The following is a 25,581-nucleotide window of genomic DNA, read 5'->3' as shown; positions in this document are numbered from 1 at the left end:
AACACTAGCGGTTTTACTAATAGTGGGAGATAGGAATTGCTTGGTCGAGCAATATAAAAGCGGAACGATAGTAATAATCTTGTTGATGAATACTATTTTTGCAGAAAAAGTAAGTAAAAAACTAAACTTAACTACACAACCGCTAAGTCCAAATAAGGTATAAGAGCGGAGCGCTGCGAGACAAGTAATTCCTATCTCACACAGCCACACAAAGAAACCCGCCAGCCAAACACCAGCTAAAACTCACGCCACGCCAAACAAGAACTTTCGAGGCTCATCAGACCGTTTTCAGAAAACACCAGTCAAAACTCATAGACGATACGCAAGAACATCGAAAATAAACTCGCGCCATAGAAAACACAAATTTTAATTAAAAAAATTAGGCTTTATTTACTATTACAACTGTAGTTGGTTGTAAGCCAGATGCAACAGGTGCCTCAAAAACATGAGTATCTATTCCACCGGCTTTTCGAATCATTTTTACAGCTTTTTCTACTTCTGCTTGAGCAGATTTACCCTTTAATGCTATTAATTTCCCGTGCTTATTCAATAGAGGAATAGTCCATCCAGCTAATTTCGTCATAGGAGCTACAGCCCTGCATGTTACTACATCAAACGCTGGAATTTCATGTGACTTAACTTTGTCAATAACTTCATCTGATCTGCCGTGAAATATAGTAACATTTTTTAATTTCATAAGAGCAACGCACTCACGCAACCAATCAACACGACGCTCCATAGGTTCAATCAAAGTAACGTCATAATCAGGTAAGCACGCAGCTAAAACTAGACCAGGAAAACCTCCGCCGCTACCTACATCTGCAACTCTTTTATTTTTTCTACCAACTATTGCTTCTTTAATAAAAGGAACAACTGCTGCAGAATTTAATATATGCCTTTCCCAGAGAATATTCATATCTCTAGGACCGATAAGACCTCTTATTAATCCTTCTTGCTGAAGTTTCACGTGAAACAGCTTACACTTTTCTAATGCTTCACCTAAAACCTCGTTCAGCAACGGGGATCCTTCCAATTCGTCCGCTATTTTTTGTGTATTTTCCTCGTATTTTTTATCTAAATTAGCTTCCATATTTTCCCCAAAACAAATAAAAGCAATATAAAAAATAAAATGAAAAGTAACACAACAAAACATTTTTTGTTCCATTGTGTTACTTTTCATTTTATTTCTCTTTTCCTTCGAAAAGAAACAATTAAATAAAAATTAATTATTCTTCAGAATATTCGCCTTCTACATCGTCAATTTCATCAATATTCTCATCTTCAGAAGCAACTGAAGGCATGTAAACAGTTACATAGCGGCGTGGTTCTTCCCCATGTGAACGGGAGCGCAAACCTTCATCACGTACAGTATCATGCACAACTTTACGCTCAAAAGAATTCATTGGCTTCAAATTCACAGGTTCACCAGTTTCACGCACCTCATCAACAGCATCTAACGCAATATCGCGCAAATGCTGGCGCTTACGCTTTAAGAATCCATCTACATCAACTATAAGATGCGAACGATCACCAGTTTTTTGTTGAACAGCAAGACGACTCAATTGCTGCAAGGCATCGACAACCTCACCATTGCGACCAATTAAATTCTTAATATCAGTGTCATCATCTGCAACAATCTGAATCATTGGGCGATTATTGCGCACACCCATCTCAATATCACCCTCATAATCAGCAATATCGAGTAAGCCTTCTAAATAATCTGCGGCAATATCAGCTTCTTCATTGAGTTGATCAACCGTCCTCTTCTCATCTTGTACCATTAATTACTCCTTATCGTGAGAAAATTCACGTTTTACAAATTCCTGAAGTCTAGTTTAGCGGATAATAAAGCCAAGTTACTAACTTATTTTCAAGTCATAAAAATGACTTTATATATCCGCAAAATGTATCTAAATATTAGCGCTTTGCCACCTTACGTTTACGTTGTGGCTGTTTGCGCTGGAATCCCTCAATCTCTCTACGCTCAGCTTCTTCACGAGCTTTTTGAAGATTCTCTTCTTCAATAGAAGGCAACCCTTCGCGCTCACGACGAGCAGTTTCTTTTTGATAGTCACGCTTTTCTTTTTCTTCAGCTGCAGGAGATCCAGGAGTTGGGAATGCGTAAACCTGCCAAATTGAACGCAACATATTTATAACATTGTTTACTAACCAGTAAACCAACATTGCAAATGGCATAGCAAACGCAGAGAAAACGTAAATCAACGGGAATCCCCACATCATGAGCTTTTGTACAGTATATTGGCTACCCTGCTTAGACTCAGGCGGAAGATTCTTACGAATATTATTGAATTGCATGTACCACATTGCAGCACACATAAGTACAACAAATATAACTATGACAATTTTACCTGCGCCAGCAGTTGTCATAAAAGTATCTGCAACACCAACCCCAAATACGCGAGTTTTAATGAATTGCTGTGCTGTTGCAATATCAAAGGCACCAAGAGCTGCATGCTTACCACGAGCAATAAAAGGAATAACGGAAAGCGTATACCAAATACTCATAAATGCAGGACCCTGAATCATCATAGGTAGGCACGAACCAGCAGGATTGGCTTTGTTATCTTGATAAAGCTTCATCATTTCACGCTGCATAGCTTCTTTACTTGCAGGATCATTTTTGCCTTTATATTTTTGCTGTATTTTCTTAATCTTAGGCGCAATAGCTTGCATTTTGCGCATGCCTTTAATGCTTTTAATAAATGCAGGGAAAATGCACGCATGCACAACTAATACCAAGAATACGATGGAAAAAACCCAAGAGAAGCCAACTTCATTCATTCCCAGAAGAGTTAATAACTTATGGAATAATGACATAATTTGAGTCATGAGCCACTCAACTGGCGTCAAGATTTTATAAAACCATCCCAAGAATCCATTATCAAGTATGAAGTTATCTTGATTAAACATTAGTTTTCCTTGTCTTCTTCAGCCAAGGGAGTTAGCCGTGGCTCTTCATGTGCTTTAGACCAAGCACATCTGTAAAAAATCGAATATTTGCGGGGTACATCATCAATACTGCAGCTTGTCCAAGGTCTACAGCGTAGAAGGCGTAATAATGCAAGAATACCACCTTTAAACGTGCCATACCTAGCAATTGCTTCAATAGCATAACGCGAACACGTAGGATAGTATCTACAGCAAGCTGGTCTATTTGCAGAAATCGTGCGCTGATACCATCTAATTGCACTAATTACAAACTTAGAACTTAAACTTTTTTTACTACGCATAACAATAACCACCATTTACTCAAAATAATATATTTCAATTATCCTTGATTCTGATTATTCTCATGCATTTTGCAATTTTGTGTAGAACATAAATCTGCACTAATTTTGCCAAAAAGCTTTTGTATCTGGCATTGTAACGAATCAAATGAAGATTGAGCTGCAGAAGGTTTTGCTCTTAGCACCACATCACAACCTGCAGGTAATAAAGATTCATAATTTTTTGCGATTACTCGCAGACGTCTTTTTACCTTATTGCGAACTACAGCTTTCCCCACTGATTTAGATACAGCAAGACCTAGCCTCTTTACATGTTCAAATTTTTGATCATGTAAGAAGGTATCAGAAAATGCCGCGGGAGTATCACTTTCAAAACCCGTGGCAATATAATCTAAACTTGCACTTCTATCTTCGTTAAGTGTGCTCTGCACGGCTATATCGTCACGCATAATGTAATGCGCGACGATATCCCGAGAACTCACCTTGCGCCGTTTTTTTAGCACCGCAACAAAATCACGGTGGCTTTTCAGCCTTTCCATGCCTTACGACGCTACCTTAACTCAGGCAGACAGTGACTTGCGGCCCTTGGCACGACGACGATTAATTACTGCGCGACCTGCACGCGTACGCATGCGAACGCGGAAGCCGTGCTTCATGTGACGACGACGATTATTCGGCTGAAATGTCCTCTTCATAACTAATGCTCCTGTATTCAGCCATGCAAAAGCATGGCCCCGTATGAGTCAAGCTATACCAAAATACTATTACCCCTCACCAATGCTCAAAACTCCACATTTTCTTATTAAAGAATCAACATAGTCAGATATAAATAAAAATGATTTATTCACATTTCTATTACAATTTATTGTACACGCAAAATCGTTGAAAAATAGCCAAATCTCAGCTTTAAACTTATCCACAAATTACACACATGTTATTCACAATTAAACAATTTCAACACGCTAGACTGTGGATAACTTCGTAGGGTCAGAGTAAACATATCTTACTGATACTTATTACACACGTGCGCGCGTAAACAGAATCAGCATTATTACATGTGCTAAATGCAAGTTTGGGGGGTGAAATGGCTGATACATTAGGCGATTCTACATCGCAAGCTGCTTTGGTATGGTCTAATACGCTTACTGTTTTACAGCATAATGCCCTTTTAACTGCGCGCGATAAAGGTTGGTTTGAAGGTGTTAAACCAGAAGCAATCTTTGGAACGACCATTGTTTTGTGCGTATCTAATGCTGAAACGCAACAAGCTTTGCAAAATGAATTAAATTCTCCTCTACTTACAGCATTAAAAATTTGCACTGGTAAAGATATGTTTCCTGCTTTTAGGATCGTCCCTCAATCTGAATATCAGGAAAAAGCTGCACAAAATTCTTCAAATTCTTTATCTCATCAAGCACAGAACAATGCGAATTTAAATAAAAATAAAATAGTAACTGATAATACAGTTTTGCCTGTTGATAATATTTCAGTTTCATCATCTAATAATTTGTCATCGGTTACAGCAAATAATTCATCTCCTGTACAACCAGATTTTGATCATGCAACTGGAATATCTACTCTTCAACAAACTGATATTTCTACTGAACAGGCTGCACAGCAAAAAATGCCTGTCTCTGTTCAACGCGATGCAATTACACATTTAAATACGTGCGCAACTTTTGATACTTTTGTGCCTGGCGATTCAAATCGTTTTGCAAGAACTGTAGCTTTGGCAGTCGCAGAGGGTTCCGGCAGAGATTTTAATCCTTTATGTATTTATGGTGGCTCCGGTCTTGGCAAAACTCACTTGCTTAATGCAATTGGCAATTATGCTTTAGTAAAAGATTCTTCACTTAAAGTGCGTTATGTAACAAGTGAGGAATTCACTAATGAATTTATTGAAGCTCTTCAAACACCAAATCAAAGTCAAGGTCAAATCGCTGATTTTAATAGGCGATATCGTGAAGTAGATGTTCTTCTTATTGACGATATTCAGTTCCTTGGTGGAAAAGAAGCAACACTTGAACAATTCTTCCATACTTTTAATTCTTTATATCAAGCAAATAAGCGAATAGTTATAGCTTCAGATGTTGCGCCAAAAAATCTTAAGGGATTTGAAGCACGCTTAATTTCCAGATTTGAATCAGGTCTTACGGTTGATATTAAACCGCCAGATTTGGAGACGCGTATTGCAATTCTGAGAATGATGGCATCAATGAATCACTGTAATGTTCCAAGTGACGTACTTGATTTAATTGCTGAACGTTTTACAGAAAATATTCGTGAACTTGAAGGTGCATTGACACGCGTTACTGCTGTAGCATCTTTAAGTAATCAGCCTGTTAGTAAAGCTTTAGCTGAACAAGCATTACAAGATTTCTTTGCTACAGATATTGAAGTAAGGCCAACTGACATCATTAGTCAAGTAGCTCAGTATTTCCACATGACTTTTGATGAACTTGTTGGTCGTCAGCGCACAAAGAATGTTGCACTCGCTCGTCAAATTGCAATGTATCTTGCAAGAGAAATGACAAGCATGAGTTTGGTTGATATTGGCGAAGTTTTTGGCGGTAGGGATCATACTACAGTTATGCATGCTTATACTCGAGTAAGTGGCGAGATGCAAGAAAAGCAAGAAATTTATAACTACGTTATGGAATTAACTGTTCGTTTAAAACAAAATCCTGTTGAGCGTAGAAATTAAACTTATTTTCCACATATTCATGAATAAATGTTTAAAAGTTTATAAAAAGTTATCCACATACTTAATAACAAATGTGGGTAAAAGCTGAGCATAACTCGTGGAAAACGCCGCTTAAAAATGTTATTAAGTTGTTTATAAGGCATTTAAAAATGTGGAAACTCTAAAAAATAGAAAAAGCTGTGGATAAGTTCCCCACTTATACACATTGTTGTTCTTTTGTTATCCACATCTTTTAATTGTTAATAAGTCTTTTTAAAAGCGGTTTTTAAGCACTTTTCCACATATACACAGTCTTTATTACTACTTTTATTTACTACTTAGTTAATAAGAAAAATAACAATTGCAAAAGCAGTGCAAACATTGAAAAATATTTTTTGTAGACACCCTCATACTGTAGAATAAATGCAGACTTTACAGAAAAGAGGAAGCATGAAAGTAGAAGTCAACTCTGCATCATTTGCTGATGCTGTAGCTTGGACTACACGCGTAATTGACTCACGCCCTGCAAACCCTATTCTTGCAGGCTTAAAAATTGAAGCAGCAAATGGCACATTGCAGCTTTCTGCATTCAACTATCAAATTTCTAGCTGCCATCACATTGAAGCTGGTGTTGACGAAGAGGGAAGCATACTTATTCTAGGCAAATTGATGGCAGATATTACTAAGTCTCTTCCTGCAGAAAAAACTTATCTAAAATCTGAAAATAATACTTTGACTATTACTTCCGGAAAATCAACATTTACTCTACAACTTATGCCTCTTGGAGAGTATCCTGACTTGCCTGAACTGCCTCATAAATTAGGTCAGGTTGATGCACCAACATTTATTCAAGCTGTAAATCAAGCATCTGTTTCTACATCTAGAGAAGAAAATAGACCGGTTCTAACTGGAATTAGGATCCAATTTGAAGATGACACCGTTACTATGACTTCTACTGATAGATTCCGTCTATCTAGATCTACTTTTAAGTGGACACCAGAACATAATGACATTCATTCGACCACTCTTACTCGTGGGTCATTACTAAGAGATATTGCTCATTCTCTCGACGATCATCAAAATGTTATTATCCATTTTAATGAGGAAGATAAGTCACTTTTAGGTTTTGAAAATTCCGGTCGTACAAGTACTTCACAAATAATTGATGGAGAATTCCCTTCTGTAGATCGACTATTCGTAGATGAATATCCTATTCACGCAATTATTAATAAACAATTATTGATAAATGCAATTAAGCGAGTATCTTTAGTCGCCGAAAGAAATGCTCCTATTCGAATGATTTTTTCAAATCAGGAGTTAACTTTGAGTGCTGGTACTGCTGACGAATCACAAGCAAAAGAAGTACTTGATATCGATATGGATGGAGAAGACATAACTGTTGCCTTTAATCCGAACTACTTACTTGAAGGTTTAGGAGCTATTCCAGAGCCATTCGTGCATATGAAAATGGCAACAGCTGTAAAACCTGTTGAATTTAATGGTCAACAGGAATCAGATGGTGATGAGTCAACAGATTATCGCTATTTGCTTGTTCCTATGCGTTTTAATAATTAATATTGTTGCGATATTGCATTGTATTTTAGATTATTTTTTGATGTACAATGTAATATCGCATTTTCTTTTAAAACTATTAAGAAAGGGTAATTAAGCAATGTATATTTCGCGAATTGCCCTTGATACATTTCGTTCTTGGAACCATATAATTTGTGATTTCAACCCTGGAATAAATGTTATATATGGCAATAATGGTTTAGGAAAAACCAATATTGTAGAAGCATTAGAAGTTACTGGTACTGGAATAAGTCACAGAACATCTTCAACATTGCCTCTTATTAAAAAAGGCTATGAAAAATCAATAATAAGAATAAATACCATTAATAATGATATAAATTATAAAAAAGATGAAACAAATACTGGCTTAAGTAATATTGCATCTTTAGAAAGTAATTTAAATCAAACAACTTATGAAATAGATCTTTACGTAAAAGGTTCTAATAGAGCACATATAAATTCTGGTAAAGCATTATATGTTAAAGACATTGTTGGATTATTGCCAATAGTTTCTTTTACTCCAAGAGACCAATTTCTTATAATTGGTGATCCTAATGTTAGACGTACTTTTATCGATCAAGCTGGATCTTTGTTAATACCAAATTATGTGCAATTATTGCAAGAATTTAAACATATTTCTAAACAGCGTGCTGCATTACTAAAAAATATTAGAGATTTTTCATACAAAAATCAGACAGTTTCATTATCCGGATTAGAAATTTGGACTGGTAAATTTATTGAAAGTGGTATTAACTTAACAAAAGCACGCCAAGAAACTGTGCAAATTATTAATAAATATTTCAAAAATATAATTAAATCTTTTACTAATGAAGAAAATACGGAAATAATATATGTTCCTTCTTTTGAAGAAGTACTATTTGAAAAAAAGAGTGATGAAAATATTGAAAATAAAAACGAGCTTTTTTCTAAAATAAGTGAGCATTTTCAACGTATTTATGATGGAGAGCTAGCTAGAGGATGCAATCTTATTGGCCCTCATCGTGATGATATTGACTTTGCTATTAATAATATTTCTGCTAAAGATTTTGCTTCGAATGGTGAATCTTGGACAATTGCAATAGCTTCAAAAATGGCATTATGCAAAGCATTAGAAGAAAAAAATAATGATAAACCTATTGTTATTCTCGATGATGTATTTGCACAACTTGATGAAAACAGGCGTATAAGAATATTAAATTTTGCACTTAATCAAGGTCAAGTTTTTATTACTACTTCTTCTCTTAGCGACATTCCTAATAAAGAATATATTAAAAAAACAAATCTTATAAATATTGGAAAACTATTAGAAAAAAATAATGAAATTAATAATTTCAGTGAAGAGCATAATAATATTTTGCTTGATGTAATAGAACAAAGAAAAAATAAGCAGGAGAAAAAATAATGATTCCTGTTAATATTCTTTTAAAAATTGATACTCGAAAATTACCTGCAATTATTTTTGATCCTATTAATAGAAAAGCTGAACGCGAAAATAATCGTGAAAAAAATGCAGAACAAGCTTGGGAAAATTTTGGAAAACCTGGTAGAGATCCTAAATCATTCTGTGGTATTTTAAAAAATTTTGCTTCTGAAAGTAATTGGAATAGTCAACTTTCTATAGCAAAATTACGTTCTTCTTGGCATAAAGTAGTAGGGGAAAGTATTGCAAAACATTGTGAAATAAGTCAAGTTGTAAATGGCGTGCTTATTGTTCGTGCTCAATCAACAGTTTGGGCAACTCAACTTTCTTATTTAATTCCACAATTAAAAGAAAAAATTAATAATAACCTTGAAAATATTGAAATAAAAGAAATTAAAGTTATTGGTCCAACAACGAGTGGATTGGGATTTTTAAGAAATAAATTTTAATAATATTATTATATTTTTTAAAAATAGTAAAAATGCCTATTTCTGAAGAGAGGTCATAGTATGTGTGTAGAATGTCATGTATTATGGCTAAAACGCTAGAATCCCCTTTTATGTGCTTTCTGGCATATGTTGGCTCTATAAATGCCTTTTAATATGAGGCAATTTGTGAAGGGACCTAAAGTGGCAAACACGGAAGATAATTCGATGGATAATGCCGTCGAAGAGCATAAACTCGATGATGCTCAACTCGATGATTCACTTGCTCCTGAACATTATGATGCGAGTGACCTTCGTGTTCTAGAAGGATTAGAGGCAGTTCGTATTAGACCAGGTATGTATATTGGTTCTACTGGTCCTCGTGGATTGCATCATTTGGTTTATGAGATTGTTGATAATTCTGTTGATGAAGCTTTGGCAGGATATGCTTCGCATATTGAAGTAACAATTTTGCCTGATAATGCTATTCGTGTTGTCGATGATGGTCGAGGTATTCCAGTAGATGAAGTGCCAGGCGAAGGTGTTTCTGGTGTTGAAACAGTTATGACTAAGCTTCACGCTGGCGGTAAGTTTGGCGGCGGTGGTTATGCTGTTTCTGGTGGTTTACATGGTGTAGGTATTTCTGTTGTTAATGCACTTTCTACTCGTGTAGAAATTGAAGTTCGTCGTCAAGGATTCCACTGGACTCAAACTTATGTTGATCAGCATCCAACTGCTCCTTTGGCAAAAGGTGAGCCAATGGCAGAAGGAGAATCTACTGGAACTTCTGTGACTTTCTGGCCAGACGGAACAATTTTTGAAACAACAGTTTATGATTTTGAAACCTTGCGTTCTCGCTTCCAGCAGATGGCTTTCTTAAATAAGGGTTTGAAGATTTCTTTAACTGATTTACGTAAGCCAGATGAAGCTGGAGATGAAGTTGCAGGTGATTCCGAATCTTCTAGTGAAGAAAAGCATAGAAGCGTAAGCTACCAGTATGAGCATGGTATTAAAGACTATGTTGATTACTTAGTTAAATCTCGAAAAGCTGTTCCAGTAGAGCCAGATGTTATTGACTTTGAGGCTGAAGATCTTGAAATTGGTATTTCTGCGGAAATTGCTATGCAATGGACTGTTGCTTATTCTGAAGCAGTTCACACTTTTGCTAATACTATTTCGACTACTGAAGGCGGTACTCACGAAGAAGGATTCCGTGCAGCGCTTACTACTTTAGTTAATCGTTATGCTCGCGAAAAGAATATTTTGAAAGAGAAAGATACTAATCTTTCTGGTGATGACGTTCGCGAAGGCTTAACAGCAGTTGTTTCAGTAAAGCTTACAACTCCACAGTTTGAAGGTCAGACTAAAACAAAGCTTGGCAATTCTGAAGCTAAGACTTTTGTGCAAAGAGTCATGACTGAAAAGCTTGGAGATTGGTTTGATGCTCATCCAAATGAAGCAAAAAATATTATTCAAAAAGCTATAGAAGCTTCTCGTGCTCGACTTGCTGCTAAAAAAGCTCGCGAAAATACTCGTCGCAAGTCTATTTTTGAAACTGCTGGAATGCCAGATAAGTTGAAGGATTGCCAGTCAAGTAATCCTGAAGAATGTGAATTATTCATAGTCGAGGGTGATTCTGCAGGTGGCTCAGCAATTCAAGGTCGCGATCCTATTACGCAAGCAATTTTGCCTTTGCGTGGTAAGATTTTGAATACTGAACGCGCTTCAATCGACAGAATGATGAAGTCTGAAACTATTGAATCCTTAATTACTGCTGTTGGTGGTGGTTATGGAGAAGACTTCGATTTAAGCAAGGTTCGATATCACAAAGTCATTATTATGGCTGATGCTGATGTCGACGGTGCTCATATTGCTACTTTGAATTTGACATTATTTTTCCGCTATATGCGTCCTATGATTACTGCAGGATACGTTTATGTTGCTATGCCACCTTTGTACCGTTTGAAGTGGAGCAAGGGAGCACATGATTTTGTTTATACGGATGCTGAGCGAGACAGAGTTTTGGCAGAAGGTAAAGCTGCTGGTCGTCAACTTCCTAAAGGTGAAGGTATTCAGCGATACAAGGGCTTGGGTGAAATGAGTTATCAGGAGTTGTGGGAAACAACAATGGATCCTGAGCATCGTATTTTGAAGCAAATTCATATTGAAGATGCTGCTCGAGCTGATGAAACATTCTCCATGCTTATGGGCGATGAAGTAGAGCCTCGTAGACTCTTTATTCAAAGAAATGCTCATGATGCAAGGTTTATTGACGCTTAAAAGTATTAATTTATTCGAAAAGATAAAAAGAAAAAACTTTAATTTTTATAAGATTAAGAAGGAATTGAAGTGGTAGACGAAATAAATTCCGCTCGTGATGGTGCTGAGCGAGATCAGCTTCCAGATGGTTCTATGGAACCACAGAGCCCTCAGGAAGCAGATAATACTGATTATGGCTTAATGAAGGGTGCTCGCGTAAAGAACATGGATTTGCAGCAGGAAATGCGCGAATCTTATTTAGCTTACGCATTATCTGTTATTGTTGAGCGTGCTTTACCAGATGTTCGTGATGGTTTAAAACCTGTTCACCGTCGTGTTATTTATGCAATGTATGATGGAGGATACAGGCCTGATCGCGGATATAACAAGTGTTCTCGCGTTGTCGGTGATGTTATGGGTAAGTATCACCCTCATGGTGATTTTGCTATCTATGACACTTTAGTGCGTATGGCTCAGTCTTGGTCAATGCGCTATATGCTTGTTGATGGTCAAGGAAACTTTGGTTCTCCTGGTGATGATCCTGCAGCAGCAATGCGTTATACGGAATGTCGTATGGCACCGTTGGCTATGGAAATGGTACGAGATATCGATAAAGATACCGTTGATTTCCTGCCAAATTATGATGGTAAAACTCAAGAGCCTACGGTTTTGCCAGCTCGTTTCCCGAATCTTTTAGTTAATGGTTCTGCTGGTATTGCTGTTGGTATGGCAACCAATATTCCACCTCATAATATGCGTGAAGTGGCTGATGGTGTGCACTGGGCGTTGGATCATCCTGATGCAAGCAAAGAAGAACTTCTTGAAGCTTTAATTCAGCGAATTAAAGGACCTGATTTCCCTACTGGAGCAACAATCTTAGGTCACAAGGGAATTGAGCAAGCGTACCGCACAGGTCGCGGCTTAATTACAATGCGAGCAGTAGTTAATACTGAGGAAATTAAGGGACGCATGTGCTTGGTTGTTACCGAGCTTCCATACCAAGTTAATCCTGATCGCTTAGCTGCTTCTATTCGTGAAGCTGTACGAGATGGCAAAATTCAAGGTATTGCAGATATGCGCGACGAAACGTCTGGTCGTACTGGTCAGCGTTTGGTTCTTGTTCTTAAGCGTGATGCTGTTCCAAAAGTTGTTTTAAATAATTTGTATAAGCATTCGCAATTGCAGCAAACTTTCGGCGCAAATATGCTTGCTTTGGTTGATGGCGTTCCTAGAACTTTGAGTTTGGATGCGTTTATTCGTCATTGGGTAACTCATCAGCTTGAAGTAATTGATAGGCGTACACGTTACTTAAAGCGTGAAGCTGAAGAGCGAGATCATATTTTGCAAGGCTATTTGAAAGCTTTGGATATGATTGATGAAGTTGTGGCTTTAATTCGTTCATCTAAAGATGTTGAAACTGCTCGTACTGGTTTAATGAATTTGCTTGATGTTGATGAAGTTCAAGCGGATGCCATTCTTGCAATGCAACTTCGTAGACTTGCAGCTTTGGAACGTCAGAAGATTCTCGACGAGCATGAAGATTTGATGATTAAAATTGCTGATTACAACGATATTTTGGCAAGCCCAGAACGTCAGCGCAAAATTGTTGGCGATGAACTTGATGAAATTGTTGCAAAATATGGTGATGATCGCAGAACTAAGATTCTTCCATTCTCTGGTGAAATGAATGTTGAAGATCTTATTGCTGAAGAAAACGTTGTTGTAACAGTAACTCGCGCAGGTTATATTAAGCGTACTAAGGCAGACGAGTATCGTGCTCAACACCGCGGTGGTAAAGGCATTAAGGGTGCAAAGCTTCGTGAAGATGATGTAGTTGATCACTTCTTCTTAACTTCTACACACAATTGGTTGCTCTTCTTTACTAATCGTGGTCGAGTTTATCGTCTGAAAGCCTACGAACTTCCAGAAGGATCTCGCGATTCTAAAGGTCAGCATGTTGCTAATTTGTTGCAATTTACTCCTGGAGAAACAATTCAAGCAGTGTTATCAATTCCAAATTATGATGTTGCTAAATACTTGGTATTGGCAACTCGTTCCGGGAAAGTTAAGAAAACTGCATTGCAAGAGTATGATTCTCCACGTCAAGGCGGTTTGATTGCTGTACGTTTGATGGCAAATGAAGAAACAGGTGAACCTGTCGACGAGCTTATTGGTGCAGCTTTGTGCAATTCAGAAGATGACATTATTCTTGTTTCTAAGCTTGGAATGAGTTTGAAGTTTAGAGCAGATGATGAACAACTTCGACCAATGGGTCGTCAGACTGCCGGCGTTCAGGGTATGAGATTCCGTGAAGGTGACGAATTACTCGATATGGACGTTGTTGCGGCAGAAACTAGTAAAGATCTTCTTGTTGTTACTAATGAAGGTTTTGCTAAGCGAACTGCTATTGAAGAGTATCGTTTGCAAGGAAGAAACGGCTACGGTGTTAAAGCTGTTCAACTTGCAGAGGGTCGTGGTTCATTAGTTGGAGCTTTGATTGTTGAAGAAACAGATCAAGTAATGGCAATTATGAAGTCCGGTAAGGTAATTCGTTCTGACGTTAATGAAGTGAAGCGCACTGGTAGAACAACTCAAGGCGTAACCTTAGCTAAGCCGGATAAAGGCGATGAAATTATTTCTATTGCCCGTAATGAAGAAACGGATGACGAAGAAAATCAATTAGAAGAAAAAGAAGCTACTTCAGAAAATGAGGAAGCTTAAGAAACTTCTTATGTGGAATAATATTAATAATATTATTCCACAAAAATTTGAGAGTACTAATAAAAACTGTTCTAGTCTGTTTTTATTGGTACTCTCATTGGTATAATGACACTGATTATAGGCAAATTAATAAGAGAAGGAACACTGAGATGAGCGAAAATTTTGAGCCATCGCAAAATCCGATGAATATGAATGAGGAATCTGCAAGATTTTTGTCTAATGACACAGAATTATCTGCAGAAAAAATGGTTCCTTCTAAGGAAGTTAATTATTCAAGTGAAGAAAATAATTTTGATGAAATATCTGGTAATTCTTCTTTAGGAAATATTGTTAAAAATTCATCATCTTCTGGACGTGTTAGTGGTAGTTCCAATACGTATCGTCGTACAATTGGTGGTGCTGCTTCATCTATTTCCAATAAATCAAATGCAACAAAATCGGGACGTGTTCCGCGTGCTCGTCGTATGAGTCTTTCTTTAGTAAGAGTAGATGCATGGTCTGTAGCAAAAGTAACATTCCTTTTAAGCGTTGCAGGAGGAATTATTCAAGTTATTGCTGCAGGTTTAGTGTGGTTGTTCTTGAATATGATTGGTGTATTTGATCAAGTAACGCAGATTGTTTCTTCTACTGGTTTGGATAGTAACGGTTTTAATCTTGCAGATGTGTTCTCACTCCCAACAGTATTAAGTACTGTGACTATTTTTTCAATTGTAGAAATAATTATAATAACCGTATTATCTGCAATAATTGCTCTTCTATATAACGTTGTTGGTTCATTAGTTGGAGGAATTCACATTACTTTAGGTGACGACTGATAGTGTGAATAATTTAGCTTTGGATAATAAAATTCCCACTGTTTACTACGAAGCAGTGGGAATTTTTTATAAGAAAAATAAGAAATTAACGTTTTACTAGTTCGTCACGAATATCTTGTAACAGTTGAATAGTTTTTTCTTCACGCTCTTTTCTTTTTTCTTCTTCAGTTTTTTCATGTTCAATTTGCAACAAATCTGCACCAATTTCACGCAATTTATTAATAGGTAAAACAATGCAGAAATAAACTGCTGTAGCAACAATAAGGAAATTCAATAATGCTCCAATTACTGCGCCAAAAGAAATTGTTGCACCATTCATACTAATAGTTAGAACACCATTAAGTTCTGGCTTTCCAAAAATCATTGCAATAAGAGGATTAATAATATAATTAACTATCGTTGTTACTACTGAAGTTACTGCACTACCCATAACAACACCGACAGCCATGTCGATTACGCTGCCTCGTAAAATAAATTTTTTAAATCCTTTTATCATTAGTATTTTCTTCCTTTTATATATTATTGAATATTAGATTGTGAGTTAGAATCTAATATTTGTTCTTCGTAAGTAGATTTGTCATTATTTCTGTTGTCAATATATAAATTATGTCGCTGGAACGAGCGCAAAATTGTAACAGAAAGTAGTGGATATATAATTGCTGCAGCTAATACATCCGTAGGGAAATGAGCAGCGACAATAATACGTGAAACAGCAACTATAACAACAAGAATTGCGCTAAAAAGTAATCCAAATTGAATTGATGATGGTTTATTGATGTAAAGAATCAACATTGCCATAACGCAAACTGCTACAGCTGCTGAAGTGTGTCCACTTGGGAAACTTGGATCAGTTGGTAATTTAATATTCAAACCAATGTACGGACGCGGACGATTTACAGCAAATTTAACTGCAAAAATGTAAATCATAGGAAGAAGCGAAATTAAAAGTTGAATTATTGTCATCTTCCAATTTTTATTTATAAATAATGAAAGCGCTGCTAATAAAACAAGTATTGCTATGCAACCCTTAGTTGAAAAAACTAAAGCTAATATTTTTGAAATACTGAGAATTACAGAGGGAACACTCTTGTGGAACCAAGAAACTATGGATGATTCATAAGTGCGCTCTTTACTAGTAACTAGTAGTGCTTTTCCTAAGCACGGAATAACAACTGCGAGTAATAGTGTAAAAATAGTAGCGGAATTTCTAGTGAAAACCGATAATCCGCTGTGATTATTGTTATTTTTCTGCATCATACTTGTTAAGATTACACGCACAATGATGTAAATGCACGTTGGAGAGTACGAAATAATATGTATAAAAAAGAAAATATATTAGAAGAAAAGCGTGTGGTAGTTGAACACCGTACCCGGTGACGAGTACTATGATGAACAGATAGAAAGGGTTTACCATGAGCGTGTTTGACCGATTTGAGAAGAGCGTGGAAGGTGCAATGAACAGCGTCTTCGCAAAATTCGGCTCCAAAGATTTGCAGCCAGTCGATTTTTCGAGTGCTTTGGAACGTGAAATTGACGCTGAAGCCATGCCTATTGGCAGAGATCACATAGTTGCTCCAAATGAGTACCGTTTTAAGCTGAGTACGCCTGATTTTGATCATATTGAACAATGGGGTAGTGAAGCATTAGCTAATGAGCTTGCAGATAATCTTACTCAATATGCTAAGAGTCAGCATTATGCTTTCGTAGGACCTGTAGTTGTTATTTTTGAAGAGGATTTGGAATTAACTAAAGGTAATTTCCATTTGACATCTGAATCTGTTCAGGGTAATGCTGTTCCTGTTACTACTGAGGATCAATCGCAGAATCACCCGATGCTTGAAATTAATGGTAACCAGTACTTGCTTACAAAGGATCGTACTATTTTAGGACGTGGGTCTGGTTGCGATATTGTAATAGATGATCCAGGTATTTCTCGTCATCATCTTGGTATTGATATAACTCCTGACGGTGTTATTGCTCGTGATCTTGGATCTACGAATGGTACATATGTAGAAGGTCATCAGGTTCCTGCAGCAACATTGGTTGATGGCAACACTATTACTATTGGTCGTACGCGTATTCTTTATTGGGCATCGTCTCAAGACTAGGAGTAATAAGTATTTCCGAGCTAGGAGACGATAACGCGCATGATGTTTACTGAATTAACGTTTGCAATACTTAAGTATGGCTTTTTAGTCTTACTTTGGATTTTTGTATGGTGCGCTATCCGTTCGCTTCGCTGCGATATTGAAGTATTTAGTCCTAAAAAATCTCGTTTTTGGAAGAAAAGTTCTCGTCGTAATTCTCGTGAAGCAAAGTTTTCACAAGTTATGCAAGTGCGTGAGACGCCAGTATTTGCCAAAGCAGAAAATCAAGAAAATACATCCGGTTCTCCAACTTTGTTAGTTGTTATTGATGGACCTTTGGCAGGATCTTCATTCCCATTGAACGCTGCTGGTGTGACTCTTGGTCGTGCTGCTTCTAATACAGTCGTATTAAATGATGAATTTGTATCTTCACACCATGCTCGTGTTTATTTTAATCAATCAGTTAATTCTTGGGTTCTTGAAGATTTAGGTAGCACAAATGGAACCATGATTGGTCATAATCGTGTTACTGAGCCTGTTATATTAGCTCCGCGTACTTCTGTGCGAATCGGCGCAACAATGTTTGAATTGAGGTAACAAATGAAACAAGTCAATTCAAATAACGAAGAAGAAATTCAGACCGCAGTTACTGGGCAAATAGAAAAAATATCATCTATAACAGATAAAAATGATATTAAAGAAAATCGCGCAAATTCTGTAGAAAAAATACTTTTTATGTATGCTACGGCTGTCAGTGATGTTGGAACTGTTCGTAGTAATAATCAAGATTCTGCATTTGCTGGTGAACATTTAGCTGCAATTTGCGACGGAATGGGTGGTCATGCTGGAGGAGATACAGCTTCTACTATAGCGATTCGTTCTCTTGCACATATTGAACAAGATTCAAGACCGCATGATGTTAAAACTGTTTCTTCAATGATGGAAACATCGATTATGGCTGCTCATGATGCGATTGTTGGTAAAGCTAAGCGTGAGCGCCGTCTTGCTGGAATGGGAACGACAGTTACTGCAGTAACTCTTGTAAGAGGATACTGGGTTCTGGCTCATTTAGGTGATTCTAGAGCGTATCTACTAAGAGATAATCATCTTATGCGCATGACTACTGATCATAGTTATGTTCAGCATTTGATTGATACAGGTCATATTACGCCTGAAGAAGCGCGAAATCATCCTCAACGAAATGTTGTTATGCGAGTACTAGGTGATTTTGATATAGATCCTCGTCCTGATATTGCTTTGCGTTCAGCTCATCCTTCTGATCGTTGGCTTCTTTGCTCTGATGGATTGTGTGGAGTTCTTGAAGATTCAACTATTCAAGATGTGATGAGTAGTATTTCTAATCAAGAAGAATGCGCTCAAAAATTAGTATCTATGGCACTTCGTGCTGGTAGTACAGATAATGTTACAGCCGTTATTGCAGATGCAACGCTTGCACTTGATGCTGATGCATTTGATCTTCCGCATCAAACTCCACTTATTGGAGGAGCTGCAAGTAAGGATCTCGAGTCAATTGCAGATATCGTAAATAAAGCAGTAGCTTCAGCACCGGCATTGCGCGAAGATAAGAATTCACCAGCTCAAAGAGCAGCCGCGCTAGCTCAAGATGATGATAATTCTAAAAATCCAGATGAAGGAACAATATCTATTACAAGAATTGTGCAACCTTCACACATTCGTGAAGAAGTTGGAGAATTACATACACCTGACACTAATGAGATTCCTATAGTCAAAAAAAAGAATGGTAAAGTTTCAACAGATCCTCATGATCCAGATGTTGCTCGTGCTGTTAAACATGAGCAGGATGAGGCACATCGTGCTCATTCCTTGAGGCGTAGATGGACTCGCATAGGCATATCTTTGGGAATATTACTAGTATTATTTGTTATTTCTGGAGTAGGCTACGGAGTATATGCGTGGACTCAAACGCAATATTATATTGGGAAAGACAGTAACAAAGTTGTTATTTATCAAGGAGTGCCAACAAATATTTTTGGTATTGCATTATCTCACAAAGTGGAATCTACTGACATCCCTGTTAATAAACTAGATAAATCTTGGCAGGATCAATTAAAAGAAGGTATTAGTTTTGGCAGCTTAGTTGAGGCTCGTGGTCATGCTTCGTTAATTCGTCGAGAAATGCGTGCGCGAGAACAAGAAAAACTTAATGAACAGAATCAAAAGAAATTAGAAAATAAAATAAATAAAAATAAAGATAACGCGAAGCAAGGGGGTAAAACCTCATGAATATGATTGCTACGCGTATCAGACAGATAGCATTGTTGCTTTTTGCAACATTGCTTTCTGGCATGGCATTTTTACAGATGTTTTTCCGTATTGACGGTTATATTTCTGCTAATTATGCAGCAATGTTGATTCTCGTTATGGCACTGTTTTTCGTATTTTGGGGTGTTCTTCTTGTTAAACAGCCATATGCAAGTCAAGCTATTTTACCTTGTATTATGCTTTTAACTGCAATTGGAACAGTTCTTATAGCTAGAATCGATAGGCAAAATAATACAAATGTTGCAATAAAACAAATGGTGTGGATTTGTGCAGCATTAGTATTATCAATTATTTTCGTTATTTTTTTGAAAGATTATCGCATTTTAAGGCGTTTTTCTTATGTGAATATGGTTATAGGCTTGATTCTTTTGCTTTCACCTATGGTTCCTGGATTAGGTAAAGAAATTGGTGGAGCGAGAATTTGGATAGGTTTTGGAGATCACACAGTGCAACCAGGAGAGTTTGCTAAGCTTTTCCTGTCATTCTTCTTTGCTGCGTACCTGTTTAATCATCGTGATCGACTTGCTGTAGGTGGAAATAAGGTTTTGGGAGTTCACCTTCCTCGCTTACAAGACATGGGACCTATTGCTTTAGTATGGGCAGCATCAATGGGTGTGCTTGTTATCCAGCATGATCTTGGAACGTCATTGATGTTCTTCGCAATGTTTGTGTCAATGTTGTATGTGGCAACAGGTCGCAGAGGATGGATTGCTGTTGGGGGTATTGCTTTTGTAGCTGGATGCTTGATGGCAGTAAAGTTATTCGCACATGTGCAATATCGTGTGGATTCGTGGCTTCATCCATTTGATAATGCGGTTTATAATCGTTTTCCTGGTGGCTCAGCGCAAATTGTATCTGGATTGTTTGGTTTGGCTGCTGGAGGAACAACCGGAACAGGTTTAGGACAAGGTCATCCTTCTATAACACCGCTAGCTAATTCTGATTTTATTTATGCTTCTGTTGGTGAAGAGCTTGGTCTTACTGGGCTTCTAGCCGTATTGGTTTTGTATTTAATTATTATTGCATCCGGAATGATTACTGCAATGAAAATTAAAGATGGCTTTGGAAAATTATTAGCTTCAGGGCTTGTTTTTACTATGGCTTTCCAAGTGTTTACTGTTGTTGGTGGAATTACTTTGGTTATTCCATTAACCGGTTTAACTTTGCCGTATATGGCAGCTGGAGGTTCTTCTTTAGTAGCAAATTATTTGCTTGCATCTTTGCTTATTGTTATTTCTCACGCTGCAAATAAACCTGAACCTGCTCCTGTTTCCGATACTTTCCAATACGCTGCCTTAGCAGCGTTGCGCGAGCGTGAATTGCAAGAGCGAGCTAATACGAATACAAATAATAGTGAATATAACAATACAGATTATGAAAATAATATAGATGCTTCTGCTGTTATTTCCTCTTCAGAAAGAGGTGATAACAATGAATAAAAGTCTTAGAGAACTTTTTACTGCAGTATTGGTACTTTTTGTAATACTTGGTATTTCAAGTACAATTATTACTTCTATTAAAGCGAATGCTCTAAATTCTGATCCTCGAAATCGCAGAGCTTTATACCATGAGTTTGGCGCTCCACGTGGAGCAATACTTACATCAGATGGCACAGTTATAGTGAAATCTGAACCATCTAAAGATGCTTTTGTGTATCAACGTCAGTATTCTAACGGATTAGTATATGCTCCAGTTACTGGATATTTTTCTATTAGCCAGCGTGCAGATAGAGGAATTGAAGCTTCTCGTAATAGTTTATTAAGTGGAGAATCAGATGCTCTGTTCTGGCAAAGATTCCGTTCATTATTTACTGGAGCAACTAATCGCGGAGCTTCTATAGAAACATCAATTGATTCACGTTTGCAAAATCTTGCTTACAATCTTCTTAAAGGCAAAGACGCAGCTTTAGTTGCAATTGAGCCAAAAACCGGAAGAATTCGCGCCATGGTAAGCACTCCAAGTTATGATCCGAATGATCTTGCTCTTCACAATATTAATGAAGTAAATAAATCGTATGAGAGAATAACATCAGATGTGTCAAATCCTATGCTGAATCGTGCTGTTTCTGAGCTTTATGCTCCTGGCTCTACGTTCAAAACTGTTGTTGCAGCAGCAGCATTAGAATCTGGAAAATACAAGCCTGATACGAAAATACCTGCTGGTGCGAGCTATGTTTTGCCTGGAACCAAGACGTCTCTTACAAATGTCACTTACCAAGCGAATGGCGTTGATGGAAAAATATCTTTTGAGGATGCTTTAGCATATTCGTCTAATACTGCTTTTGCTCAATTGGGTAATTCTTTAGGATCTGACGTAATTGTAAAGCAGGCAAGAAAGTTTGGATTCTTCGATTCGCTGCCTATTGATGGTTCTGATTCTACTGGATTCCCAATACGATCCGTGAAATCTACTTTTTCTATTAAGCCAACTCCAGATAGACTAGCTCTGGAATCAATAGGTCAAGGTGATGCTAAGGTTACACCTTTGCAAAACGCTATGATTGCGGCAGCTATTGCAAATAATGGAACATTGATGAAGCCTACTCTTGTTGATTGTGTAAGATCTAGCGATTTGTCAGTATTGTCACAAACTAGACCAACCGTTATGAACCAAGTAATGAGTAGTGACAGTGCATCTAAATTAACTTCTATGATGCAGGCTGTTGTTACAAAAGAAAATCCTAATCTTGCTTTACCTAATATTCATGTTGCGGCTAAAACAGGTACTGCACAGATTGGAATGTATAATCAAGCTGCTAATGGTTGGGTTATTGGATTTGCTCCTGCTGAAAATCCTAGAATAGCTATAGCGGTTATAGTACATAACACAAGTACATTTGGTAGTTACGCGGCAGGACCTATTATGCGACAAGTGATGGAGGAGGCGCTTAAACAATGAAACTCGTTGAAGGACAGTTAGTTCATCATCGTTATAGACTTGATCGCCGCCTTGCTCAAGGCGGTATGGGAGAAGTTTGGAAAGGCTTTGATATTCAACTTGGGCGAATTGTTGCCATTAAGGCGTTACGTACAGATACCGTAAACGTTGAAGCAAAATTACGTCGTCTTCGTGCTGAAGCGCATAATTCAGCAAATTTAGCGCATCCTAATATTGCAGCATTATTTGACTATTATGAGCACGATGGTATTGGATTCCTAATTATGGAATATGTGCCAAGTAAATCATTGGCAGATTTGTATCATAAAGAAAAAATAATTGATCCTACCAAGTTACTTCCTATTCTTATTCAAACAGCTCGAGGACTTTTTGTAGCTCATTCTCATGGCGTAATTCATCGCGATGTAAAACCTGCAAATATTATGGTTTCTGATACTGGCAATGTGAAAATCACAGATTTTGGTGTGTCATATTCCAGTGACCAAGAACAGATCACTCAAGATGGCATGGTAGTTGGAACAGCTCAATATATTTCTCCAGAACAAGCACAAGGTGAACAAGCTACTGCACAATCTGATATTTATTCGTTAGGTGTTGTGGCATATGAAGGTTTGTGCGGACATCGTCCGTTTACTGGAGCAACGCCGGTAGATATTGCTGCTGCACATGTTAATGATCCTGTACCACCTTTGCCAGAAAATGTTGATTTGCAATTACAACAGTTTATTATGTCTATGCTTGCAAAGAATCCAAAAGATCGTCCAAAAGATGCATTAGTTGTGTCGAAAGTATTATCTCGTATTGAGCGCAGACTGCTAGATCAAGAAACAGCCTTCAACAATACAACAGGAGTACTTTCTACAAATTTGCGACAACGAAGATGTATTAAAAGTATGCCGCAAAACCAAGTAAATATTATTAATATTTTTAATACCAATGATCGCAAGGAGCAGCAATGAATACCACAATGCCCACCTCATTAGCGAATGGTCGATACGAATTAGGGGAGCTTATTGGCCGCGGCGGCATGGCGGAAGTGCGTGTTGCTGTTGATAAGCGCTTAGGTCGTACAGTTGCTGTGAAAATCATGCGTTCCGATTTAGCGAACGATGAGATTTTCCTTTCGCGATTCCGCAGGGAAGCGCATGCCATTGCGCAGATGAACAATCCTAATATTGTGAATATTTATGATTCTGGAGAAGAATCTGTTATAGCAGAAAATGGCTTAGAAGAGCGTTTACCGTATCTTGTAATGGAATACATTAAAGGTAAAACATTACGCGATATTCTAAAAATGAATGGAGCTTTAAGTCAGAGAGACGCTGAACAAGTTATGCTTGGCGTGCTCAATGCTTTAGAGTACTCACACAGAATGGGTATTATTCACCGCGATATTAAGCCTGGAAATATTATGATTTCCGAGCAGGGCATGGTGAAGGTAATGGACTTCGGCATTGCTCGTGCTCTTGACGATTCTGCAACAACTATGACACAGTCTCAAGGTGTTGTTGGAACAGCACAATATTTGTCTCCAGAGCAGGCTCGTGGTGAACAAGTAGATATGCGCTCTGATTTGTATTCTGCAGGATGTGTGCTGTATGAAATGCTAACTGGACGTCCTCCTTTTATTGGAGATTCAGCTGTTGCCATCGCATATCAGCATGTTTCAGAAGTGGCGACACCTCTTAGCACACTTGTTCCAGGCATGCCTGCTATGTGGGACAAGATTTGTGCTAAAGCAATGGCAAAAGATAGACAAAATAGATATGCCACAGCATCAGAGTTTAAGAATGACATTCTAGCGTTTATGAACGGTGGAGTGCCTGTTGCAGCAGCGTTTAACCCATTGACTGATTTAGCTAATATGAAGGCGCGTAAACAGGCTGAACAGAATGCTGCAACTATGGCTATGGGCATGACAGATGGTGCTGCAACTCAATCGTTCAATCCTATTACTGGTCAAGTTGAATCTGCAAATATTGCATTTTCTCCTAGCACGCGCGCGTCACAAAGAGCAACAATGCAAGCGCAACGTCGTAAACGAGTAGTAATCGGATCTATAGTTGGAGTATTAGTAACAGTATTAGTTCTTCTGGGTGTGCTGTTTATGCTCAATCGAAGTCGTGCTACTGGAGATGTTGTAGTTCCAACATTTATGGAGACAACAACGCAGGATGCTGCTCGTGAAAAGTTGCGTGCACTTGGTTTGGTTCCAGATATTCGTGAAGATGATCATTCTTCTCAACCTGAGGGAACTTTTACTAAGCAATCACCGCGTGGAGGTGAGCATGTTGCTTCTGGATCCAAGGTGACTGTATGGTTCTCGGTTGGACCACAATCAACTCGCGTGCCAGATGTAAGTGGTAAAACGCAAGAAGCTGCTCGTAAAATGCTTGAGCGTGCTGGGTTTAAGATTGCTAATGTTCGAGTAGAAGATAGTGCAGATATTAAGAAAGATCATGTAACTCGCACAGATCCTGACGCAGATTCGTTTGCTGATAAGGGTACGTTAATTACTTTATATATTGCATCCGGTTTAACTAAAATTCCTGACGGTCTTGTTGGTCAAAGCAAAGACATTGTGGTTAGCCAATTAGAGAATTTTGGTTTTACTACGGATGTAGTTAAGGAAGATTCAGATAATGTGCCTGAAGGTTCTGTAACTCGACTAAATCCGTCGTCTGGTTCCTCTGTTAAACCACACAGCTCTATTACTGTGTATGTTTCTCAAGGTGCTTCGAAAGTTGAAGTTCCTAGTATAGATCTTGGTACTGTTACCTTCAAACAAGCGAAGAAAATACTTGAAGCAAAAGGTTTGAGAGTAGTATCTGATTCAATGGCAAAAGATGACGATATAGTCATGAGCATGTCTGAGGAAGCAGGAAGCAAGGTTGAGAAGGGCAAAGCGATTACATTAGTTACACGTCCAAGCCTTGGTTCTTCATCTGATTCAGACTGATTTAGATTTGTATTAGATTAAGTCTGTAAAAAATAATGTATATGCTGCTTGTTCTACAAGAAAAGTAGAACAAGCAGCATTTTTGTATCTCTAATGTTTGTATCTCTAATAAAATTCGTATATTACTTATAAAAATTGATGCGTGAAAATAGATCTGCATAAATAGACTTATATTAGGTTGCAAAGTATG

General features: G+C 37.7%; 22 protein-coding genes. 14 read left to right on the top strand and 8 right to left on the bottom strand.

Annotation, left to right across the window (positions count from 1 at the left end; genetic code table 11):
• Positions 1 to 379: 379 nt before the first annotated feature.
• From rsmG to rpmH, 6 genes are all read right to left on the bottom strand, one after another.
• Positions 380 to 1,090, bottom strand: a complete 711-nt coding sequence (rsmG, locus tag K9E37_RS03410) for a 16S rRNA (guanine(527)-N(7))-methyltransferase RsmG (RefSeq protein WP_004109604.1) — start codon at positions 1,088 to 1,090, stop codon at positions 380 to 382.
• Between the two features lie 136 nt (positions 1,091 to 1,226).
• Positions 1,227 to 1,781 carry a Jag family protein gene (locus K9E37_RS03405; RefSeq protein ID WP_004109601.1) on the bottom strand — a complete coding sequence of 185 codons (555 nt, stop codon included), beginning with the start codon at positions 1,779 to 1,781 and terminating at the stop codon, positions 1,227 to 1,229.
• A 136-nt stretch (positions 1,782 to 1,917) separates the two neighbouring features.
• Positions 1,918 to 2,931 carry a membrane protein insertase YidC gene (yidC, locus tag K9E37_RS03400; protein WP_064621826.1) on the bottom strand — a complete coding sequence of 338 codons (1,014 nt, stop codon included), beginning with the start codon at positions 2,929 to 2,931 and terminating at the stop codon, positions 1,918 to 1,920.
• Positions 2,931 to 3,251 carry a membrane protein insertion efficiency factor YidD gene (gene yidD, locus K9E37_RS03395; RefSeq protein WP_076003119.1) on the bottom strand — a complete coding sequence of 107 codons (321 nt, stop codon included), beginning with the start codon at positions 3,249 to 3,251 and terminating at the stop codon, positions 2,931 to 2,933. The genes yidC and yidD overlap by 1 nt, the downstream gene beginning before the upstream one ends.
• 38 nt (positions 3,252 to 3,289) lie before the next feature.
• Entirely contained in the window at positions 3,290 to 3,787 is a 498-nt protein-coding gene (gene rnpA / locus K9E37_RS03390) for a ribonuclease P protein component (protein ID WP_033888537.1), read from the bottom strand.
• 21 nt (positions 3,788 to 3,808) lie between these two features.
• On the bottom strand, positions 3,809 to 3,943 hold the full coding sequence (gene rpmH, locus K9E37_RS03385) for a 50S ribosomal protein L34 (protein WP_004106067.1): 135 nt from the start codon (positions 3,941 to 3,943) through the stop codon (positions 3,809 to 3,811).
• A gap of 389 nt (positions 3,944 to 4,332) precedes the next feature.
• On the opposite strand from rpmH, the gene dnaA reads away from it, so the two are divergent.
• The 7 genes from dnaA (at position 4,333) to K9E37_RS03350 (ending at position 15,143) form a co-directional block, all read left to right on the top strand.
• Positions 4,333 to 5,952, top strand: coding sequence for a chromosomal replication initiator protein DnaA (dnaA, locus tag K9E37_RS03380; protein WP_004109588.1), 1,620 nt, complete (start codon positions 4,333 to 4,335; stop codon positions 5,950 to 5,952).
• A gap of 429 nt (positions 5,953 to 6,381) precedes the next feature.
• The gene (gene dnaN, locus K9E37_RS03375; protein ID WP_012913699.1) at positions 6,382 to 7,506 is read left to right on the top strand and encodes a DNA polymerase III subunit beta; all 1,125 of its coding nucleotides are present in this window, start codon (positions 6,382 to 6,384) and stop codon (positions 7,504 to 7,506) included.
• A gap of 97 nt (positions 7,507 to 7,603) precedes the next feature.
• Positions 7,604 to 8,905 (top strand): DNA replication/repair protein RecF, encoded by a 1,302-nt coding sequence (recF, locus tag K9E37_RS03370; protein ID WP_103013750.1) that lies wholly within the window; start codon positions 7,604 to 7,606, stop codon positions 8,903 to 8,905.
• The gene (locus K9E37_RS03365) at positions 8,905 to 9,372 is read left to right on the top strand and encodes a DciA family protein (protein WP_004109579.1); all 468 of its coding nucleotides are present in this window, start codon (positions 8,905 to 8,907) and stop codon (positions 9,370 to 9,372) included. Before recF ends, K9E37_RS03365 begins: the two co-directional genes overlap by 1 nt.
• A gap of 180 nt (positions 9,373 to 9,552) precedes the next feature.
• Positions 9,553 to 11,628, top strand: coding sequence for a DNA topoisomerase (ATP-hydrolyzing) subunit B (gene gyrB / locus K9E37_RS03360; protein ID WP_004106076.1), 2,076 nt, complete (start codon positions 9,553 to 9,555; stop codon positions 11,626 to 11,628).
• Between the two features lie 69 nt (positions 11,629 to 11,697).
• Positions 11,698 to 14,328 carry a DNA gyrase subunit A gene (gyrA, locus tag K9E37_RS03355; protein ID WP_248893039.1) on the top strand — a complete coding sequence of 877 codons (2,631 nt, stop codon included), beginning with the start codon at positions 11,698 to 11,700 and terminating at the stop codon, positions 14,326 to 14,328.
• 245 nt (positions 14,329 to 14,573) lie between these two features.
• On the top strand, positions 14,574 to 15,143 hold the full coding sequence (locus tag K9E37_RS03350) for a DUF3566 domain-containing protein (RefSeq protein WP_369827461.1): 570 nt from the start codon (positions 14,574 to 14,576) through the stop codon (positions 15,141 to 15,143).
• Positions 15,144 to 15,228: 85 nt separating this feature from the next.
• Here K9E37_RS03350 and mscL read toward each other — a convergent pair whose 3' ends face one another.
• Positions 15,229 to 15,639: a large conductance mechanosensitive channel protein MscL gene (mscL, locus tag K9E37_RS03345; protein ID WP_012913695.1), complete on the bottom strand. Its 411-nt coding sequence runs from the start codon at positions 15,637 to 15,639 to the stop codon at positions 15,229 to 15,231.
• Between the two features lie 23 nt (positions 15,640 to 15,662).
• A complete protein-coding gene (locus tag K9E37_RS03340; RefSeq protein ID WP_103013748.1) occupies positions 15,663 to 16,400 on the bottom strand; it encodes a phosphatase PAP2 family protein in 738 nt (245 codons plus the stop codon).
• Between the two features lie 155 nt (positions 16,401 to 16,555).
• Between K9E37_RS03340 and K9E37_RS03335 the strand changes: the two genes are divergently transcribed.
• Genes K9E37_RS03335 through pknB form a run of 7 tightly spaced genes read left to right on the top strand, consistent with a single transcriptional unit; the run spans position 16,556 to position 25,391 of the window.
• On the top strand, positions 16,556 to 17,251 hold the full coding sequence (locus K9E37_RS03335) for an FhaA domain-containing protein (RefSeq protein WP_248893037.1): 696 nt from the start codon (positions 16,556 to 16,558) through the stop codon (positions 17,249 to 17,251).
• 39 nt (positions 17,252 to 17,290) lie between these two features.
• Complete coding sequence (locus K9E37_RS03330; RefSeq protein ID WP_004109549.1) at positions 17,291 to 17,827, top strand: FHA domain-containing protein FhaB/FipA; 537 nt, start codon at positions 17,291 to 17,293, stop codon at positions 17,825 to 17,827.
• 3 nt (positions 17,828 to 17,830) lie between these two features.
• Positions 17,831 to 19,495 (top strand): PP2C family protein-serine/threonine phosphatase, encoded by a 1,665-nt coding sequence (locus K9E37_RS03325; protein ID WP_248893035.1) that lies wholly within the window; start codon positions 17,831 to 17,833, stop codon positions 19,493 to 19,495.
• Positions 19,492 to 20,973, top strand: a complete 1,482-nt coding sequence (locus K9E37_RS03320; RefSeq protein WP_076002515.1) for an FtsW/RodA/SpoVE family cell cycle protein — start codon at positions 19,492 to 19,494, stop codon at positions 20,971 to 20,973. Before K9E37_RS03325 ends, K9E37_RS03320 begins: the two co-directional genes overlap by 4 nt.
• Positions 20,966 to 22,432 carry a peptidoglycan D,D-transpeptidase FtsI family protein gene (locus K9E37_RS03315; RefSeq protein WP_004109541.1) on the top strand — a complete coding sequence of 489 codons (1,467 nt, stop codon included), beginning with the start codon at positions 20,966 to 20,968 and terminating at the stop codon, positions 22,430 to 22,432. The genes K9E37_RS03320 and K9E37_RS03315 overlap by 8 nt, the downstream gene beginning before the upstream one ends.
• Positions 22,429 to 23,391 (top strand): serine/threonine-protein kinase, encoded by a 963-nt coding sequence (locus K9E37_RS03310; RefSeq protein WP_004109538.1) that lies wholly within the window; start codon positions 22,429 to 22,431, stop codon positions 23,389 to 23,391. The genes K9E37_RS03315 and K9E37_RS03310 overlap by 4 nt, the downstream gene beginning before the upstream one ends.
• Entirely contained in the window at positions 23,388 to 25,391 is a 2,004-nt protein-coding gene (gene pknB / locus K9E37_RS03305) for a Stk1 family PASTA domain-containing Ser/Thr kinase (protein ID WP_064621835.1), read from the top strand. The genes K9E37_RS03310 and pknB overlap by 4 nt, the downstream gene beginning before the upstream one ends.
• The last annotated feature ends 190 nt before the right edge of the window (positions 25,392 to 25,581 follow it).

This window comes from Gardnerella swidsinskii (assembly GCF_023277705.1).
Lineage (GTDB): Bacteria > Actinomycetota > Actinomycetes > Actinomycetales > Bifidobacteriaceae > Bifidobacterium > Bifidobacterium swidsinskii.
This window is presented reverse-complemented; position numbering and strand designations above follow the sequence as displayed.